This window comes from Roseitalea porphyridii, assembly GCF_004331955.1.
GTDB classification, from domain to species: Bacteria; Pseudomonadota; Alphaproteobacteria; order Rhizobiales; family Rhizobiaceae; genus Roseitalea; species Roseitalea porphyridii.
Window position 1 is genome coordinate 1,248,245 of record NZ_CP036532.1, and the last position, 18,637, is coordinate 1,266,881.

An 18,637-nucleotide genomic window follows, 5' to 3' on the forward strand; every position below is an offset into this window, starting at 1 on the left:
GCTCGGCTTATCGGCGCAGCTTGCCGTGCCCGGCCTCTTGCGGCGCCGGCGCGGGCACCGAGGCCGGATGGACGGCCCCGCTCTCGGCGGACCGGGCGCGCAGGGCCACGACCCGGCGCCAGAGCATGACCGAATATCCGAGCACGCCGATCGCGATCGCGAATTCGCGCACTTCGGTCAGTTCATGCCCCCAGGCCAGCGTCTCGCCGCGCATCAGGAAGATCACCTGTGACAGGACAAGCATCGCGCCCATCACCAGCGAACCCGAAACCGTGCCGGGTCCTGTCGCCCTGCGGGCGATGTCGACCGCAATGAACAGCGAAGCGACGAACCAGATGCCGAAGAAGACCCAGTTCCAGTTGAAGTACATGAAGCCCGACAGCGGCAGGAACGCGACCGCGAACAGGGGCGGGGGGACGAACAGGCTGGCGCCCCGCAGCGCGCGGGGCGGCTCGGCCGGCCAGGCGTAGGGCAGCAGCACGAAGGCGATGATCGCGGCCGAATAGTAGGCCATCTCGAACCGGTACGTGTAGAAATTGTGCAGGTTGGTCTCGTTCTGAAGGTTGCCCTCGAAGATGCCCGGCGTCGCCCAGCCGATCCAGTGCTGCCCCCAGGATGCTTCCTCCATCAGGACGATGAACGCCACGGCCGCGATGGCCATGATGATCAGCGGCGCGCCGAGGCCGAAGAGCCGCTCGGTCCGCACGTGCCGTGCCCGCCGGGCGGCGATGCAAAGAAAGACGAGGGCCGCAACGAACAGCACCTCCGTCATGATGCTGAGGAAATCGCCCTCGCGGACATGATGCTCAAGCTGGTCCGGCCAGTAGATGACCGCCAGCGCAGCCGCGTAGAGCAGCAGAAACGAGGCCGTCCACATCGCGACGAACAGCCATCCCGGCAGATCGCCCTGAACCGGCTGCTGCCCGCCGAACTGGCGCAGCGCCGCCATGAGCAGGAGCGCGGCCACGGCGCTTACGGTCAGCCGCACCAGTCCGATCGTCGTCCAGTCGGGCTCGTACTTCTCAAGTGTGCGATAGCCGGCCTGGAGCGTCAGAAGATGCGCCGCAAGCGCAAGCAGGGCGAAGCCCGCAAGACAAAGGACCTGGCGTGTCCTGCCTGACGCAATTGAAAGCACCATCCCGTTTCCCCGACGTCCTAATGCCCAAAGATCATGAACAGCAGAATTGGGCACGATGGCCAAGCTGTTCATCGTCACTCTGGTTAACGGTCAGGTTTAGGCCGGGATGGTCAAGAAATGGTCAACGCGGGCGCAGCCTTGTCGTTTTGGGCAACTGGCGGGCGCGCCCGCCAGCCGGAAGAGAAAAGAGCGCGGCCCGCAGGCCGCGCCCTCGTCAGGCGCCCGATCAGGCCAGATCGAACCGGTCGGCGTTCATCACCTTGTTCCAGGCGGCAACGAAGTCGCGCACGAACGTCTCCTGCGCGTCGTCCTGGCCATAGGCTTCGGCGAGCGCCCGCAGCTGGGAGTTCGAGCCGAACACCAGGTCGACGCGGGTTCCGGTCCACTTGACCTCGCCGGTTGCGCGATCGCGGCCCTCGAAGACGGTCTCGTCATCGTCCCTGGGAGCCCAGGCGACGCCCATGTCGAGCAGATTGACGAAGAAGTCGTTCGTCAGCTGGCCCGGCCGGTCGGTGAAGACGCCATGCGCGGTGCCGCCATGATTGGCGCCGAGCGCCCGCATGCCGCCGACCAGAACGGTCATTTCCGGCGCGGTCAGCGTCAGGAGCTGCGCCCGGTCGACTAGCAGCGCCTCGGTGGGCACAGCGTAATCGGCCTGGACGTAGTTGCGGAAGCCGTCCGCGCGCGGCTCGAGCGGTTCGAACGACTCCGCATCGGTCTGCGCTTCGGTCGCATCGGTCCGGCCCGGCGCGAACGGCACCTCGATCTTCTGGCCGGCATCGGCGGCCGCCTTTTCGATCGCCGCGGCGCCGCCGAGCACGATCAGGTCGGCGAGCGAGACCTTCTTGCCGCCCGACTGGGCGTCGTTGAAGGCCTTCTGGACGCCCTCGAGCTCGGCCAGCACGCGTGCGAGCTGGTCGGGCTGGTTGACCTCCCAGTCCTTCTGCGGCGCAAAGCGGATGCGCGCGCCATTGGCGCCGCCGCGCTTGTCCGAGCCGCGGAAGGTCGAGGCCGAAGCCCAGGCCGTGGCGACCAGTTCGGAAACCGAAAGGCCGGTGGCCAGGATCTTCGCCTTGAGATCGGCGATGTCGGCCGCGTCGATCAGTTCATGGTCGACGACCGGCACCGGATCCTGCCAGATCAGGTCTTCGTCCGGCACTTCCGGGCCCAGATAGCGGACCTTCGGACCCATGTCGCGGTGGGTCAGCTTGAACCAGGCGCGGGCGAACGCGTCGGCGAACTGGTCGGGGTTGTCGTGGAACCGCCGCGCAATCGGCTCGTAGTCAGGGTCCATGCGCAGCGCCAGGTCGGTGGTCAGCATCATCGGCTTGACCTTCTCGCCAGAGCCGTCGACCTGCGGCGCCATGTGCGCCTCGTCCACGTCCTTGGGCGTCCACTGCCACGCGCCGGCGGGGCTCTTGGTCAGCTCCCACTCATGGCCGAACAGCATCTCGAAGAAGGTCATGTCCCACTTGGTCGGCGTCGGCGTCCAGGGGCCTTCCAGACCGCTGGTGAAGGTGTGGACGCCGCGACCGGTCTCGTGCCGGCTGGTCCAGCCCAGGCCCTGCTCGATGATGTCGGCGCCTTCGGGCTCCGCGCCCACCTGCTCGGGGTCGCCGATGCCGTGGGTCTTGCCGAACGTGTGGCCGCCGGCGATCAGCGCGACGGTCTCCTCGTCGTTCATGGCCATGCGCGCGAAGGTCTCGCGAATGTCGCGCGCCGCCTTGACCGGGTCGGGCTCGCCGTTCGGCCCTTCCGGATTGACGTAGATCAGGCCCATCTGCACGGCCGCAAGCGGGTTCTCGAGCACGCGATCACCCGAATAACGCTCGTCGCCGAGCCACTCTTCCTCGGTGCCCCAGTAGACGTCGTCCTCGGGCTCCCACACATCCTCGCGGCCGCCGCCGAAACCGAACGTCTTGAAGCCCATCGATTCGAGCGCGCAATTGCCGGCCAGGATCATCAGGTCGGCCCAGGACAGCGCGTTGCCGTACTTCTTCTTGATCGGCCACAGCAGGCGACGCGCCTTGTCGAGGTTGGCGTTGTCGGGCCAGGAGTTGAGCGGGGCGAAGCGCTGGCTGCCCGAGCCGCCGCCGCCGCGGCCGTCGCCGATGCGATAGGTGCCGGCCGAATGCCAGGCCATGCGGATGAAGAACGGGCCGTAATGGCCGTAGTCCGCCGGCCACCATTCCTGGCTGTCGGTCATCAGCGCGTAGAGGTCCTTCTTGACCTCGCCCAGATCGAGCGCCTTGAACGCCTCGGCGTAGCTGTAGTCGGGCTGCATCGGGCTGGTCAGCGCCGAGTTCTGGTGCAGGATCTTCAGGTTGAGCTGGTTCGGCCACCAGTCGCGGTTCGAGCGCGCGCCATAGGCGGTGTGGATGAACGGGCACTTGCCCGTCTTGTCGTCAACGATAGCGTCCATCATTTCCTCCGGTCATTGTCCGTTTCTCGCGCGGTTCAGGCGCCCCATGTCCCGCTCATGTCCCGGTTCGTCCGGCGTTTCGCCGGGTCCGGGCTTCATCGTCGGTGGACCGATAGACCGCAACGATGACGTTTTGGCGTCATCGGAAGAGGTCGCTCCGTAGGCCGTCCTGCGGTGACGGGGGCCGCGTGCGCACCGCGTCACGCGCCGCTCCCGGATCGGCGATAGCAGAGGGCCATGATCAGGGGAATTTGATTCTTTTGATTTGCGCGATAAGACAGCCTTATGAATTCGCTGACTCTCAAGCAGCTCCGCTACTTCGAGGCGCTGGCGCGACATGGCCATTTCGGTCATGCCGCCCAAGCCTGCGCCATTTCGCAGCCGGCGCTTTCCATGCAGATCAAGGAGCTCGAGGAAGCGCTTGGCGCGATGCTGGTCGAACGCGGACCGCGGCGCCTGCGCCTGACGAGCTTCGGCGAGCAGGCCGCCGAACGGGCGCGCGAAATCCTGCGGGCCGTCGACGAACTGGGCGACCTGGCCCGTGCTTCGGGCGAGCAACTCGTCGGGCGGCTGCGGCTCGGCGTCATCCCGACCGTTGCGCCCTATCTGCTGCCGAAGATTGTCGGCGCGCTGGCCGAAGCGCATCCGGCGCTCGAGGTGCGGGTGCGCGAGACGGTCACGCCGAGGCTTATCGCCGAACTGGGCGAGGGGCGGCTCGACGCGGCGCTCGTGGCGCTGCCGGTCTCCGAGCCCTCGCTGACCGAGGTCGCTCTGTTCGCCGAGAATTTCGTGCTGGTCCGGCCCGGCGCCGATGACGGCAAGCCCGTGCCGAGCGCCGAGATGCTGCGCGAGATGCGCCTGTTGCTGCTCGAGGAGGGCCATTGCTTCCGCGATCAGGCGCTCGCCTTCTGCAAGATGCGAACCGCACCCCCGCGCGAGGTGCTCGATGCCAGTTCGCTGTCGACGCTCGTGCAGATGGTCGGCGCCGGCATCGGCGTGACCCTGATCCCGGAAATGGCGGTCCCCGTCGAGACCCGGTCGGCCTCCGTGTCGGTGGCGCGCTTTCCCGCGCCCGAACCGTCGCGGACGATCGGCATGGTTTGGCGGCGGACCAGTCCGCTCGCCGGCCAGCTCGAGCAGATCGCCGGCGAGATCGGGCGCGCGACGGGCGAGCCCCACCGCTGACGCCGTCCGGCCACGCCCTACAAGAGCCGGGCGACGACCTTGGCGCACTCGCGCAGTGCCTCGACGATCTCTTCGCGTCGCGCCGGATCGGCAAGGCGGATCGCATCGCCCGAGACGCCGAGCGCCGCCGGCTCGCCTCCGTCCGCCGGCACGGGCGTGGCGAGCGCGGCAACTCCGGCTTCGAACTGCCCTTCGACGAAGGCATAGCCGCGGCGTCGGCTTTCGGCGACGTCCTCGGCGATCGCGACACGGTCCAGCATCGTGCGTTCGGTATGCGCTTCGAGCGGCGCTTCCGCGACGAGCGTTTCCGCCGTTCCCGCATCGCATCCCGCAAGCAGCGCCCGGCCGATCGCCGTGGTCAGGAGCGGCACCTTCGAGCCGATCGTGAACCCGATGCTGACCGCTTCGGGCCGCGCGCCGGCATGGGCGACATAGACGGCCTGGTGGCCGTCGATCATGGCCATCGAGATCGCCTCGCCGATGCGGCTCGAGAATGTGCGGATCACCGGCTCGATCACCTTGCCGAACTGGCGCGCATGCAGAAAGCCGCCGGCGAGGACGAGGATGCGCGGGGTCAGCGAGAAGACGCGCCCGTCCTGCCTGACATAGCCAAGATGAACCAGCGTCAGCACGAGCCGTCGCGCCACCGCGCGGTCGAGCCCGGTCGTCTCGGCGATCCGTGGCAGTGTCAGATGGGTCTCGCCATGATCGAACGCCTTCAGCACGGCCATGCCCTTGGCGAAGGTCAGCGATATGTCGCGGTCCTCGATGGTCCTGGCGCCGGTCGGGTGCGTGTCGTCGATGCTCATCGAACGTCTCTTCGAGCCGCGCGCATCCGTCTTGACAGGCGCGGGGAAAGTGAATTTGATACGTATATAAGAACATATGTGCGATTATCGCACAAGACAAGCGCGGTCACCTTGTGACGCCGGAGGAACATTGCCGCCATGATGAGCCAGGAAAAGAACGATCTGATCACCCGCATCGGGCCGGGAACCGGCGCCGGCGCGGTGTTGCGCCGCTACTGGCAGCCAGCCGCGCTCGCCGAGGAACTTGTCGGCGCCCGGCCGGTCGTGCCGGTGCGGCTTCTTGGCGAGGATCTGGTCCTGTTTCGCGACAATGAGGGCGAGCTTGGCCTTATCGGCCGCCACTGCCCGCACCGCGGCGCCGACATGGCCTTCGGCCGCTGCGAGGACAATGGCCTGCGCTGCCCGTTCCACGGCTGGCACTTCGACCGCACCGGCCAGTGCGTCGAACAGCCCGGCGAGCCCGAAGGCAGCCGCATGCACGAGAAGATCAAGGCCAAATCCTGTCCCGTGGTCGAAAGGAACGGCATCATCTTCGCCTACATGGGGCCGGGCGACCCGCCGCCGTTCCCCGCGCTCGACTGTTTCATCGCGCCCGACAGCCATGTTTTCGCCTTCAAGGGCCGCTGGGACTGCAACTGGCTGCAGGCGATGGAGGTCGGCATCGATCCGGTCCACGCCTCGTTCCTGCACCGTTTCCTGCAGGACGAGGACCCCGACGAAGGGTATGGCAAGCAGTTCCGCGACCGCGCCGCCGACACCGACATCCCGATGACGCGCCTGCTGCGCGAATATCCGCGCCCCGACATCAAGGTCGAGGAGACCGACTACGGCCTCAGGATCATCGCCCTGCGCCACATGGACGATGGTCGCACCCATGTGCGCGTCACCAACCAGCTCTTCCCCGAGGCGATCGTCATTCCGATCTCCAACGAGATGACGATCACCCAGTGGCATGTGCCCGTCGATGACGAGAGCTGCTACTGGTATTCGATGTTCACCAGCTTCGGCGAGCCGGTCAACAAGACGGTGATGCGCGAACAGCGGCTGAAGGAGCATCGCCTGCCGGACTATGTGCCGCTCAAGAACAAGCACAACAATTACGGCTACGACCCCGACGAGCAGGAGAAGCTGACCTATACGGGCATGGGCTTGGACATCAATGTCCACGACCAGTGGGCCGTCGAATCCATGGGCACCATCCAGGACCGCACCCAGGAGCATCTGGGCCGCACCGATGTGGCCATCACCCGCTACCGGCGCATGCTGGTCAACGCCATCAAGGCGGTCGAGGAGGGCGACGGCACGGCGCTGCCCATGGCCCCTGGCACGATCGATCCGGCAACGGTGCGCGGCCCCCTGTCGATCGACGCCATCGGCGACACCGACACTTGGAACGAGGTCTGGGTCGAGGCAGACGGCAGGCGGCGCGCCAATTGCCAGTGGCCGGCCGCGCTCTGATCGGCTCTACTGCGGCAGTGGCAATGTGCAGGGCGGCCCGCCCGGGTCGCCAGTCTTCGGGGGATGTGCGCGATGGGCGCTGACAGGACGGCCGACCTGCGGTCGGACAAGAGCCTTCTGACCGACGCGCAGATCGCGATCGCGCACGACGTGCTCGACCGCGTGGCGAGCGACGGCATCGAGACCGTGCGGCTCGCCTTTGCCGACCAGCACGGCGTGCTGCGCGGCAAGACCATCGTCGCCGGTGCGCTGGCCTCGGCCTTCCGCAACGGCATGACGATGACCTCGACGCTGCTGCTCAAGGACACCGCGCACCGCACCGTCTTCCCGGTCTGGGAGGACGATATCGGCTTCGGCGCGGGCACGCTGACCGGGGCGGGGGACGTGCTGATCGTGCCCGATCCGTCCACCTATCGGCGCCTTCCCTGGGCGCCCAATTCGGCGTGGCTGCTATGCGACGTGCGCTACCGGGACGGCTCGCCCATGCCGTTCTGCGTGCGGTCGCTCCTGAAGAAGGCGGTCGACGATCTCGCCGCCGACGCCATGGCCCTGGTCTGCGGGCTCGAGTTCGAGTTCTACGTCTTCAATGTCGAGAACGCCCATCTTGCCCATGCCGACGCCGGCATGCCGGCCACGCCGCCTCAGACCAGCCTGATCGCGCATGGCTATCAATATCTGACCGAGGCGCGCTACGACGCGCTCGAACCGGTGATGGAGGAACTGCGCGTGGCCTGCGCCGAGGTCGGCCTGCCGGTGCGCTCGATGGAAGCCGAGTTCGGCCCCAGCCAGTGCGAATTCACCTTCGAACCGGCCGATCCCCTGAAGAGCGCCGACGACACCGTGCTGTTCCGCTCGCTCGTCAAGCAGGTCTGCGCCCGCAAGGGGTTGCACGCCACATTCATGTGCAGGCCCAAGCTCGATGGCATCATGGCGAGCGGCTGGCACATGCACCAGTCGGTGGTCGATGCGCGGGACGGCACCAATCTGATGATCCCCGCCGCGCCGGGCACATTGTCGAAGACCGCCGATGGCTGGATCGCGGGCCTGCTCGAACACGCCGCCGAGAGCTGCGTTCTGACCACCCCCACGGTCAACGGCTACAAGCGCTACCAGCCCTTCCAGCTCGCCCCCGACCGCATCCAGTGGGGCCGCGACAACAAGGGCGCGATGATCCGCGGTCTGATGGAGCCGGGCGATCCTGCCTCGCGCATCGAGAACCGCGTCGCCGAGCCGACGGCCAACCCCTACCTGTTATTCGCCTCGCAGATCCTGTGCGGCCATGACGGGGTGCGCCGTGGCCTCGTTGCGCCAGCGCCGGTCGAGAACCCCTATTCGAGCGATGCGGTCAGCCTGCCAAGTAGCCTGATCGCCGCGCTCGAACGGTTCGATGCGAGCGACTTCTACCAAAAGGCGCTCGGCGAGGATTTCGTGCGCTATCTTTCGCACATCAAGCACGCCGAATGGGACCGCTACCTGATGACGGTCTCCGAGTGGGAGCAGCGCGAATATTTCTCGCTGTTCTGAGCGCCTCAGGCGGCTGATTCCTGCCTGCCCGCGCCGACGCGCGACCGGTGCGGGCCGTAAAGGCAGGCAAGGCCCAGGATGATGCCCGAGACGGCGGCGATCATGCCGGCCGCGCTGACCGCGTTCTGTCCGCCGAACCACAGCGGCCCGTAGCCGGCGAACACATAGCCCAGCACCGCCGAGACGATCGCGAAGGCGACGCTCCAGAAGACCTGCCGTTCGAGCGAGTTGGTCATCAGCCGCGCCGCCGCCGGCGGGCAGATGAACATGGCGATGACGATGATCGAGCCGACCGCGTCGAATGCCGCGACGGCGGCGATAGCGGCGGTGACGACAAGGCCGAAGCCGATGGCGCCGACCGGCAGGCCGAGCGCCTGCGCGAAACCCTCATCGAAGGTGGAGATCTTCAGCGGCCGCCAAAAGATGACGGTCAGCGCGATGACCAGAAGGCAGACGACGAAGATGCGGGCCAGTTCGTCGGGCAGGGCGGCAAGCGCGGCCGGATCGAAAAGCGAATGCCAGCCCTCGGCCCGGAACCAGATCAGGCTTTCCAGATTGCCCATCAGCGCATGCTCGACATCAAGGTGCACGTTGGACGTGTCGGACTGGTCGAGCAGCAGCACGCCCGCGGCAAACAGCGTCGTGAAGGTCACGCCCATCGCCGCGCCGGGCTCGATTCGTCCCAGCCGCTTGATCGCCTCGATCATGATCACCGCGACGATCGCCGCGCCGGCCGCGCCCAGCAGCATCGGAATGGCGGCGACCGTGCCCGTGATCAGGAAAGCCACGACAATGCCCGGCAGCACGACATGGCTGATCGCATCGCCGATCAGCGCCTGTCGGCGCAGCACCAGGAAATTGCCCGGCAGGGCGCAGGCGATCGCCGCGAACACGCCGATCAGGATCGGCGTCAGCGAGAACTGGACGAACTCGGCGCCCATCACGCGGCTCCCTGCGGCTGGACGGGGGAAGGCCCACCGATCCGCGTGTCGAACTCGGCGATCTCGTCGGGCGTGAACACCTGCTCGATCGGCGTCAGCCCGTCATAGCGACCGGTCAGGCCGGCATCGAGGTGGATCTGCCGGGCGACGTCCCAGCGCCGTTCGTCGCGCGCGATCTTGGCGGCCTGCGCCCGGCCCGCGTCGGTCGGCACGCCGTCCTTGCGGATCAACCCCTCGGCGCGCAGCACGCGCAGCGTGAACGGCTCGTGGATCGGTTCGGCCCGCGCCATGGCCAACAGGCCCTGCCGGCGATGGACGCGCCACTGGAAGCGTCGATGGTTGATGACCGCCGCCGCCACGCCGCGCACCGGCGCGAACAGCAGCGAAAACACAAAAAGCGTCGCCGCGACCAGCACGATGATCGAGCCGGTCGGCAGCGCCGGGGCCGAGGCCGAGATCGCCGCGCCGACATAGCCGGACACGCCGCCGAACAGGCCGGCCGACCAGAACACGCGCCCGCTGCGCTCGGTCCAGAAGCGTGCGGTGACCGGCGGAATGATCAAAAGCGCGATGATCAGGATCAGCCCGACCAGCTTGAGCCCGATCACCGTGACCGCCATCACAAGGCCCATCATGGCGATGTCGATGCGGTTGACGTTGGTGCCCGAGGCCGCGGCATATTCGGGATCGAAGGCAACCAGCGTCATCGGCCGCCGCAGAAGCCATGTGGCGAGCACGGCGAGCGACCCGCCGATGGCGATGATCAGCGCATCGTTGAACAGCATGCCCGCCGTCGAACCCAGAAGAAAGCTCTCGAGCCCGGCCTGCCGGCCCGAACTCATCGTCTGGATGATGGTCAGGATCACGATGCCGAGCCCGAAGAAGACCGACAGCACCGCGCCGATCGCCGCGTCTTCGGACAGCCGCGTCGCCCGCGTCATCCATTGCACCAGCCAAAGGCCAATGAACGCCGAGATCGCCGATCCGGCGAGCAGGCCGAGCAGATTGCGGCCATCACCGCCAAGCAGGACCATGACGATGAAAGCAAGGCCGATGCCGGGCAGGGTGGCGTGGGCAAGCGCGTCGGAGACCAGCGCCCGCTTGCGCAGGAACAGGAAGGTGCCCACCGCGCCGCCGGCAAAGCCGAGCAGGCCCGCGCCGATGGCCACCAGCGCGGCATTGTAACCGGCCTGCAGGAGCAGTGCGTCGACGAAAGGGTTCATGAAGCCTGATTTGCGACCTGCAACTGGTCGACCTGCGCCGTCGCCAGCCGGCCGCCATAGGTCGCCTGCAGATTCTCGGACGTGAACGCCTCCGCGACGGAGCCCTCGGCGATCTTGCGCACATTGATGAGGAACACATGGTCGAAATAGTCGCGCACGGTCGCAAGGTCGTGATGAACGCACACGACCGCCTTCGACTGCGCCTTGAGCGCCTTCAGAACGTCGATGATGGCCTTTTCGGTCGCCGCATCGACGCCGGCGAACGGCTCGTCGAGCAGGTAAAGATCGGCGTCCTGGGCGAGCGCGCGGGCGAGGAACACGCGCTGCTGCTGGCCGCCCGAAAGCTGGCCGATCTGCCGGTTGGCAAAATCGGCCATGCCGACCCGGTCGAGACAGGCGCGCGCGGTCTCGGTATGAGCGGCCCGCAGCCGCCCGAGCAGGCCGAGGCGGCGATAAAGGCCCATCAGCACCACGTCGATCACCGTGGTCGGGAAATCCCAGTCGACGCTGGCGCGCTGCGGCACATAGGCGATCCGGTCGCGCGCCTTTTCGATCGGCTGGCCGAACACGGCGATCTCGCCCGAAAGGCGCGGAATGACGCCGAGCGCTGCCTTCAGCAGCGTCGACTTGCCGGCGCCGTTCGGCCCGATGATCGCCGTCATCGCCTCGGCCTCAAAGGTCGCGTCGACCGAAAAGACCGCCGGCTTTTCGCCATAGGAGACCGTCAGCCCCGAAATGGCGAGCGGGATGTCGCCGTGTGCCGGCGCCGGGCCGTGCAGTCGGCCTTGGTCGGCCGCGAGCGATAGGGCGGGCTGAGCCATCATGGGTTCCTCAGTTCAGAAGGTCCGCCATGCCCTTTTCGGGCGCATCGCCCCCGAGCGCGCGGGCGATGACGGTCGCGTTGTGGTCGATCATGCCAAGATAAGTGCCCTCATAGGTGCCCGGTTCCCCCATCGCGTCCGAATAGAGTTCGCCGCCGATCACCACCTCGTGGCCTTCGGCCGCAGCGCCCTCGATCAGCGCGCGGATGTTGCGATCGGACACCGAGGTCTCGACGAAGACCGCGCCGATGTCGCGTTCGACCAGCATGTCGACCAGTTCGGCGATGCGCCGAAGGCCAGCCTCGCTTTCGGTGGAAATGCCCTGGATGCCGACGACCTCGAAACCGTAGGCCGAACCGAAATAGTTGAACGCATCGTGCGCGGTCACCAGCATGCGGCTTTCGGCCGGCACCGACGAGAGAACCTCGGTCGTATAATTGGCAAGCGCGCTCAGCTCTTCCAGATGCGCCTCGGCATTGGCCCGAAGCGCCTCTTCCTGTTCCGGCAGCGCCTCGATCAGCGCGTCGCGCACATTGAGCACCACGCGCGACCACAGGTTCGGGTTCATCCACACATGCGGATCGTAGCGGCCTTCATAATCGTCATGGCCGATCAGCAGGTTGCGCGGCATGTCCTCGGCGACCGCGACCACGGCATTGTCCCGGGCCAGTTCGAGCAGGAACTGTTCCATCTGCGCCTCGAGATAGAGCCCGTGCCACAGCACCAGATCGGCATTGGCCATGGCGACGATGTCGGTGCGGGTCTGGCGGTAGGCGTGCGGGTCGACACCCGGTCCCATCAGTTCGCGCACATCGACCAGATCGCCGCCCACTTCGCGGGCCGCATCGGCGATCATGCCGGTTGTGGTGACGACGTCGATCTTCTCGGCGGCCATGGAAAGACTGGCCTGGGCGGCAAGGGTAACGGCGGCTGCGGCACCGATAACGAACCGTCGGGTCAGCATGGGTCGGGGTATCTCCATCGGGTTGGCTTGCATCATCGCCTCTATTGCTAGTGCAACCGGTTTGCAAAATCAATGCATGTGAGAACGATTTGCAAGAAGAAATTGCGGTTCGATGCTGTCAGGCGTCGCCGGAGGGCCGCCTTCAGGCCGGCCTAAGCGACCCGGTAGGGTGTTTCGAACCAGTGTTCTTCCAGATTGGCGCCTTCGCCGATCCGGTCGATGACGGCGAACAGACCCGGTTCTGACAGTGGCGTCAGCACGCCATGCCATGTGCCGCGCCGGTAGTTGACACCTTGCCCCGGCGCGGTGCGGAAGGCGAGGGGGCGGCCGGGCATCCCTTGTTCGTCGGGCGCGACGATCACCAGGAACGGGTTCTGCGTCATCGGGATGAACGCCTGCGATCCGAGCGGATGGCGCTCGACCATGGTGAGCGACAGCGGCAGGGTGCGCGGCTCGGCCTGGAACAGGCTGATGCCCGCGCGCCCGTCGACGTACTCGAGCCTCGCGCGGTCGTGATAGCGGCCGCAAAGGCCCTGATTGATCAGCCTGTCGGGGGCGCCCGCCGCTTCGAGCACGTCGCCGAACGGCGCGAACGCTTCGGCGGTAAGCGGTTCGATGGCGATCGTTTCGGTCATGGCGGCGGGCTCGGCAAAGGGCGGGGCGAAGGACGCACTAAGCCGTTGCGCGTCCGCCCGGTCAATCCCCGGCCTTGTCGACCAGCGCGATGCGCGTGCCCCACGGGTCTTCGAGGACCATTCGGCCCTCGGCGGTCTCGTAGTCGGCGGCAGTCCCGACGACGCGATCACGCACGTGAGGCGCCACGACGAGGGTGACCTCGGCAAGACCGGCGTGGCCCAGGAGGCGGTGCCCGGCGCTGCCGCTGCGCCAGTGATTGGCGGCAAGCTGGTGGTGATAGCCGTCCGCCCCGAAGAAGGACGCACCCGGATAGCGCGCCATCACCTCGAGGCCGAGCGTGCCTGCGTAGAAGCTTTCGGCCGCGCGCGCATCGCCGACCTGCAGGTGCACGTGGCCGATGAAACCGTCTTCGGGAAAGCCCGCCCAAGGCCGGTCGGCATGGGCGGCAAGAGCCTGCAGATCGAGCGGATCGGTCGCCATGGCGATGGCGCCGTCGTCGTCATGCCAGGCATTGGTCGGGCGGTCGGCATAGATCTCGATGCCGTTGCCCTCAGGGTCCGACAGATAGAGCGCCTCGCTGACCTTGTGGTCGGAGGCACCCTCGAGGCGCACACCGCTCTCGGCGGCATGAACCAGCCAGCGCGCAAGGTGCGCCCGGGAGGGCAGCAGGAACGCGGTATGAAAAAGGCCCGCCGCCGACGGATCGCGCGGTTTCAGCGCGCCGTCGCCCACGAGCGTCAACAGCGGCGTGTTGCCGGCGCCCAGCACCGTCTGTCCCGTCGTCGAGGAAAGGACGTTCAGGCCGAGCGCGGACGCGTAGAACTCAGCGACGCGGCCCATGTCGCGCACCATAAGGGTGACATCGCCGATGCGGACCGAGGCCCGGCTCCAGTCGAAGGCTTCTTCGTCAGTGATCGTTGCCGTCCGGGACATTACAGGCGCGCTCCGCTGCGTTGCGATAGCCCAATCTAGGCATGAAGTCGCCAACGCGCATCAGCGCGTCCAAGGACGCACCGTTCACAATCGGCGCCTCAGCCGTCGGCCTCGTCCATGCGGCGCTTGATGCGTTGCGCCCAGTCGCGTCCCGGATCGCCGCCCCACAGAAGCCAGGCGACATAGCCCGCCGACGGGTCGGCGTCGTCGCCGAAGTTCTTCGCCTTCTTGTCGACGGCATGGCGCGCGAAATAGGCGTCCATGCGCCGCACGGTCTGTGGCGAGACCGGCTGGCGGTTCTTCAGGTCGCGCGCCCGGGCAAGGCCCACCGGCGTTCCGCCGCGCCCGTGTTCACGGCGCAGCCTGAGCCCCTTTTCGGCCTGGGCGGCAACGGCGTCGGGCGGGCGGAAGTCGATATCGGCATATTTCTTCGGAACAGCCATCAGGCCGCCCTCAGTTCGCTTCCACTCTTGAGAACGCGGTCGCCATCATCCTGCTCGATCAGATAGGCCGGCTCGTCGTCGCTGGCGTTGCGCTTGATCGTGCTGCCCTTGATGGTCTTTTCGACATCGTCGGTGTGCCGCTCGACGATCCGGCCGGCGCCCGTCCCGGGGCCCCAGTTCCATTCCACCGTATCGCCGACCTTGAACTGCTTGCTCATGCAGCCTCCTTTAAGCGCCCGAAAGGCGCGTTCGAGGAGCTAACGCATTGAAGCGGCTTGAGTTCAGGGCAAAGGTCGGCCCGGATTCATTCGCCGTACGGCACCCAGATGTTCTTGACCTGCGTCGCCCGATGCAGGAATTGCCGGCCGAAGCCGTCCTGTCCGGTCCAGTCGCGCGCCGCGCCGTTCTCGCACCAGGTCTGCTTGAGATTGCCGGCCGAACGTTCCTCGGCCGTGGCGATGCCGGCGTTGGAACCGAAATACCAAAGTCCATCGACACCGTCATGGTCGGCGAGCGTCTTCACCAGTTCGTCCCGCTCGCCGGTGACGATGTTGACGACGCCGCCCGGCACGTCGGACGTGTCGAACACTTGGTACAGATCGGTCGCCGCCAGCGGGTGGGTCTGCGACGGGATCGCCACCACGCGGTTGCCCATGGCGATGGCCGGCAGCACGAGGGAAACGAAGCCGAGCAGCGGGAACGCGGTCGGGCAGGCGATGCCCATCACGCCAAGCGGCTCGTGCATGGCGAGCGTGACGTGGGCACTCTTGGTCTGATGCACCGCGCCGTCGAACTTGTCGGCCTGGGCGGCATACCAGAAGCAGCGTTGAATCGCCGTCTCGACTTCCCGATTCGCTTTCGACGCCGATTGGCCGAAACCCTTGAGACGGCTGGCGAATTCTTCGGCGCGCGCGGCGAGGTTCTCGGCCACATAGTAGAGCACCTGCGCCCGGTTGTGGCCCGTCGCCGCGCCCCAGCCCGTCGCCTTGTGCGCCGCCTCGACCGCATCGCGGATGTCCTTGCGGTTGCCATGACCGGCAAGCCCGAGCGCTTCGCCCTTGGTGTTCGTGACCGGATAGGAATAGCCGCCATCGGGCCGCTTCTGCTTGCCGCCGACATAGAGTTTCGCGGTGCGGTCGATGCCGACGACGGCACCGCCGAGCCCCGGCGCAGGCGGGATGGGAGCGGGCGCGTCGTCCGCCTTGGGCGGCTTCGGGGCGGGCATTGCGAGATAGGCATGCATGCCTTCGCGGCCCCCCTCGCGTCCGAAGCCGCTTTCCCGGTAGCCGCCGAAACCGGCGCCCGCATCGAACACGTTGGTGCAGTTGATCCAGACCACGCCCGCCTTGATCTCGGCGGCGACGCCAAGGCACAGATTGACGTTCTCCGACCAGATCGAGGCGGCAAGCCCGTAGCGCGTGTTGTTGGCAAGCGCGATGGCGTCGGTTGGCGTGCGGAACGTGGTCAGCGTCGCCACGGGCCCGAAGATCTCCTCGGTCGCGAGCGTCGACGCCGGTTCGACGCCGGTCGCCAGCGTCGGCGGGTAGAAGCACCCCTCGGGCGCCGTGCCCTGGTGGAGTTGAGCGCCTTCGCTGACGCCCTTGTCCATCAGTTCGCGGATGCGGGCGAGTTGCACCGGATGGACGATGGCGCCGACATCGGTCGATTTGTCGAGCGGATCGCCGACGCGCAGATGTTTCATGCGCTCGCGCAGCAGCGCGCCGAACCGGTCGGCCACCGCCTCGGCGACCAGGATGCGCGCGCCCGCGCAGCACACCTGGCCCTGGTTGAACCAGATCGCGTCGACCACGCCCTCGACGGCCGCGTCGAGGTCCGCGTCGGCGAAGACGATGAACGGGCTCTTGCCGCCAAGCTCCAGCGTCAGTTTCTTGCCCGTGCCGGCCGATGCGCGGCGGATCAGCCGGCCGACCTCGGTCGAACCGGTGAAGGCGAGCTTGTCGATGTCCGGATGATTGACGATCGCTTCGCCCGTCGCGCCGTCGCCGGTGACGATGTTGACGACGCCCCTGGGCAGGCCGATCTCGTCGCAGATTTTCGCGAAGGCGAGGGCGGTGAGCGGGGTGTACTCGGCCGGTTTGAGCACCACCGTGTTGCCGGCGGCAAGCGCGGGCGCGATCTTCCAGGCGAGCATCAGAAGCGGGAAGTTCCACGGGATGATCTGGCCGCACACGCCGACCGGTCTCGCATCGGGAAACTCGGTCTCGACCAGCTCGGCCCAGCCGGCATGGTGATAGAAGTGTCGGGCCACGAGCGGCACGTCGATGTCGCGCGCCTCGCGGATCGGCTTGCCATTGTCGATCGATTCGAGCACCGCCAGAAACCGCGCATGCTGCTGGATGCGCCGGGCGATCGCATAGAGCCAGCGCGCCCGCTCATGGCCCGACAGCGCCGCCCATTTGCCGTGCGCGGACCGTGCCGCCTTGACCGCCGCGTCGACGTCGTCTGCCGTACCCTGCGTGACATGGGCGATGGTCTCGCCGGTCGCCGGGCTGATGACTTCGAATGTCTTGCCCGGCTTGGTAAAGACCCCGCCGATGAAGTGGCCGAAGCCGACTTTGTTCTCGGCAAGCCAGGTCTTGACGATGTCGTCGCTTTCCGGCGCCGGGCCGTAATCCATGGTCTCGATCAGTTCGGCGATGGAGTTCATGGGCGTTGATCCTTACGCGATTGCGTGGCGGTGGGAGGCGGCATAGCGGCCGGTGACATGGTGTTCGAGCTGCCGCTCGATATCGGCGAGCATGGACGACGCGCCAAGCCGGAACAGGTCGGGCCTGAGCCAGTCATTGCCCAGCTCTTCCTTCATCAGGATCTGCCAGGCGAGCGCGTCTTTCGCCGTCTTCATGCCGCCGGCGGGCTTGAAGCCGACGCGGTGCCCGGTCACCATCTCATAGTCGCGGATCGCGCGCACCATGACGAGCGAGACGGGCAGGGTGGCGTTGACGCCTTCCTTGCCGGTCGAGGTCTTGATGAAGTCGGCGCCAGCCTGCATGGCGACCATCGAAGCGCAATAGACATTGCGCAGGGTCTCCAGTTCGCCGGTGGCGAGGATCGCCTTCAGATGCGCATGGCCGCACGCTTCGCGCATCTGCCGCACCTCGTCGTGAAGGGCGGTCCAGTCCCGCCTGAGCACATGTTCGCGCGTGATGACGATGTCGATCTCGTCCGCGCCCGCCTCGACCGCATAGCGGATCTCGGCGAGCCGGATCGCCAGCGGCGTCAGCCCGGCCGGAAAGCCCGTGGCGACCGAGGCGACGGGAATGGACGTCCCCTCGAGCGCGGCGACCGCATGCGGCACCATCGTCGGATAGACGCAGACCGCGCCCGTGTGCAGCTCCATCTCTGCGATCCCGAGCCCCTCCACGATGTGCGCGGCGAGCGGCTGGCGCGCCTTGGCGCAAAGCCGGTGCACGCGCCCTTCCGTGTCGTCGCCGGCAAGCGTCGTCAGGTCGATGCAGCGGATCGCATTGACCAGCCAGGCCGCCTGGTTGGCCTTCTTGACCGATCGGCGCGCGGTGAGCGTGCCGGCACGGCGCTCCGCTGCGGCCCTGTTCACCGGGTGGCCCTCGAACATCGCCGGGTCCAGCGCGATGCCGGGATTGCGCGCGTGATTGTGGCGCGCGGGCGGCGCGTTGGCGATCTGTGGCGCGGAAGCGCTCATGGCGTTCTCCATGGAAAACGGTCAGGCGGGCATTGACCATGGATCGACAGCCGACCGCAAGCAAGTCGTGAGCCCGCGCCCGCCCAATGGCCAATTGCGCGAGGCGACGCTGCGTGCTGTTCTTCGGTGATGATCTCGCTCGATGACATTGTCGGGATGTGCGATCTGACCGAGGCCGAAATCCTCGCCATCGCCGAGCACGAGCACATGCCCGAAGGCGTCGCCGCCGCCTATGGCGAGTACCTCGCCGATCAGGCGCACGGCTTCGAGCGGATCGGCGCGATGATCATCGATGATGTGCGAGAGGCGCAGGCGCGGGGCGACCGAGCCCATGTGCTCGCGCTCCTGCACGTGCTGCACCATTTCATCCGCAACCATCCCGAGGCGGCCCCGGACGTTCATCCTTGGAGCGCGATGCGCTGACCTCGGCCGTCACGGCTCTTTCGACAAGGGCTGGCGTC

Annotated in this window: 18 protein-coding genes; 5 read left to right on the forward strand and 13 right to left on the reverse strand. The window is 67.1% G+C overall.

Features of this window, described 5'->3' with window-relative positions; translation table 11 throughout:
- Positions 1-7: 7 nt before the first annotated feature.
- Together E0E05_RS06070 and katG are read right to left on the reverse strand one after the other, a co-directional pair.
- Positions 8-1,138: a hypothetical protein gene (locus E0E05_RS06070; RefSeq protein WP_131615904.1), complete on the reverse strand. Its 1,131-nt coding sequence runs from the start codon at positions 1,136-1,138 to the stop codon at positions 8-10.
- A 226-nt stretch (positions 1,139-1,364) separates the two neighbouring features.
- Positions 1,365-3,560, reverse strand: a complete 2,196-nt coding sequence (katG, locus tag E0E05_RS06075; protein WP_131615905.1) for a catalase/peroxidase HPI — start codon at positions 3,558-3,560, stop codon at positions 1,365-1,367.
- Between the two features lie 285 nt (positions 3,561-3,845).
- On the opposite strand from katG, the gene E0E05_RS06080 reads away from it, so the two are divergent.
- Complete coding sequence (locus E0E05_RS06080; protein ID WP_131615906.1) at positions 3,846-4,745, forward strand: LysR substrate-binding domain-containing protein; 900 nt, start codon at positions 3,846-3,848, stop codon at positions 4,743-4,745.
- Positions 4,746-4,762: 17 nt separating this feature from the next.
- On the opposite strand, the gene E0E05_RS06085 is transcribed toward E0E05_RS06080, so the two are convergent.
- Entirely contained in the window at positions 4,763-5,554 is a 792-nt protein-coding gene (locus E0E05_RS06085; RefSeq protein ID WP_131615907.1) for an IclR family transcriptional regulator, read from the reverse strand.
- Between the two features lie 138 nt (positions 5,555-5,692).
- On the opposite strand from E0E05_RS06085, the gene E0E05_RS06090 reads away from it, so the two are divergent.
- Together E0E05_RS06090 and E0E05_RS06095 are read left to right on the forward strand one after the other, a co-directional pair.
- Positions 5,693-7,012, forward strand: coding sequence for a Rieske 2Fe-2S domain-containing protein (locus E0E05_RS06090; RefSeq protein ID WP_131615908.1), 1,320 nt, complete (start codon positions 5,693-5,695; stop codon positions 7,010-7,012).
- Between the two features lie 72 nt (positions 7,013-7,084).
- Positions 7,085-8,536, forward strand: a complete 1,452-nt coding sequence (locus tag E0E05_RS06095) for a glutamine synthetase family protein (protein WP_244597971.1) — start codon at positions 7,085-7,087, stop codon at positions 8,534-8,536.
- Between the two features lie 5 nt (positions 8,537-8,541).
- On the opposite strand, the gene E0E05_RS06100 is transcribed toward E0E05_RS06095, so the two are convergent.
- The 10 genes from E0E05_RS06100 to deoC form a co-directional block, all read right to left on the reverse strand.
- The gene (locus E0E05_RS06100; RefSeq protein WP_131615910.1) at positions 8,542-9,477 is read right to left on the reverse strand and encodes a metal ABC transporter permease; all 936 of its coding nucleotides are present in this window, start codon (positions 9,475-9,477) and stop codon (positions 8,542-8,544) included.
- The gene (locus E0E05_RS06105) at positions 9,477-10,700 is read right to left on the reverse strand and encodes a metal ABC transporter permease (protein WP_131615911.1); all 1,224 of its coding nucleotides are present in this window, start codon (positions 10,698-10,700) and stop codon (positions 9,477-9,479) included. Before E0E05_RS06105 ends, E0E05_RS06100 begins: the two co-directional genes overlap by 1 nt.
- A complete protein-coding gene (locus E0E05_RS06110) occupies positions 10,697-11,521 on the reverse strand; it encodes a metal ABC transporter ATP-binding protein (protein WP_131615912.1) in 825 nt (274 codons plus the stop codon). The genes E0E05_RS06105 and E0E05_RS06110 overlap by 4 nt, the downstream gene beginning before the upstream one ends.
- A 10-nt stretch (positions 11,522-11,531) precedes the next feature.
- On the reverse strand, positions 11,532-12,485 hold the full coding sequence (locus E0E05_RS06115; RefSeq protein ID WP_131615913.1) for a metal ABC transporter solute-binding protein, Zn/Mn family: 954 nt from the start codon (positions 12,483-12,485) through the stop codon (positions 11,532-11,534).
- Positions 12,486-12,637: 152 nt separating this feature from the next.
- Entirely contained in the window at positions 12,638-13,120 is a 483-nt protein-coding gene (locus E0E05_RS06120) for an ureidoglycolate lyase (protein ID WP_131615914.1), read from the reverse strand.
- Positions 13,121-13,181: 61 nt separating this feature from the next.
- Positions 13,182-14,054 (reverse strand): VOC family protein, encoded by an 873-nt coding sequence (locus E0E05_RS06125; protein WP_131615915.1) that lies wholly within the window; start codon positions 14,052-14,054, stop codon positions 13,182-13,184.
- Between the two features lie 98 nt (positions 14,055-14,152).
- Entirely contained in the window at positions 14,153-14,497 is a 345-nt protein-coding gene (locus tag E0E05_RS06130; RefSeq protein WP_131615916.1) for a hypothetical protein, read from the reverse strand.
- Positions 14,497-14,715, reverse strand: a complete 219-nt coding sequence (locus E0E05_RS06135) for a hypervirulence associated TUDOR domain-containing protein (protein ID WP_131615917.1) — start codon at positions 14,713-14,715, stop codon at positions 14,497-14,499. The genes E0E05_RS06130 and E0E05_RS06135 overlap by 1 nt, the downstream gene beginning before the upstream one ends.
- A gap of 86 nt (positions 14,716-14,801) precedes the next feature.
- On the reverse strand, positions 14,802-17,165 hold the full coding sequence (locus E0E05_RS06140) for an aldehyde dehydrogenase family protein (protein WP_131615918.1): 2,364 nt from the start codon (positions 17,163-17,165) through the stop codon (positions 14,802-14,804).
- A 12-nt stretch (positions 17,166-17,177) separates the two neighbouring features.
- A complete protein-coding gene (gene deoC / locus E0E05_RS06145; RefSeq protein WP_192900447.1) occupies positions 17,178-18,176 on the reverse strand; it encodes a deoxyribose-phosphate aldolase in 999 nt (332 codons plus the stop codon).
- Between deoC and E0E05_RS17780 the strand changes: the two genes are divergently transcribed.
- Together E0E05_RS17780 and E0E05_RS06150 are read left to right on the forward strand one after the other, a co-directional pair.
- Positions 18,175-18,306: a hypothetical protein gene (locus E0E05_RS17780; protein ID WP_280176655.1), complete on the forward strand. Its 132-nt coding sequence runs from the start codon at positions 18,175-18,177 to the stop codon at positions 18,304-18,306. The genes deoC and E0E05_RS17780 overlap by 2 nt on opposite strands.
- Entirely contained in the window at positions 18,306-18,599 is a 294-nt protein-coding gene (locus tag E0E05_RS06150; RefSeq protein ID WP_131615919.1) for a hypothetical protein, read from the forward strand. Before E0E05_RS17780 ends, E0E05_RS06150 begins: the two co-directional genes overlap by 1 nt.
- Positions 18,600-18,637 lie beyond the last annotated feature (38 nt).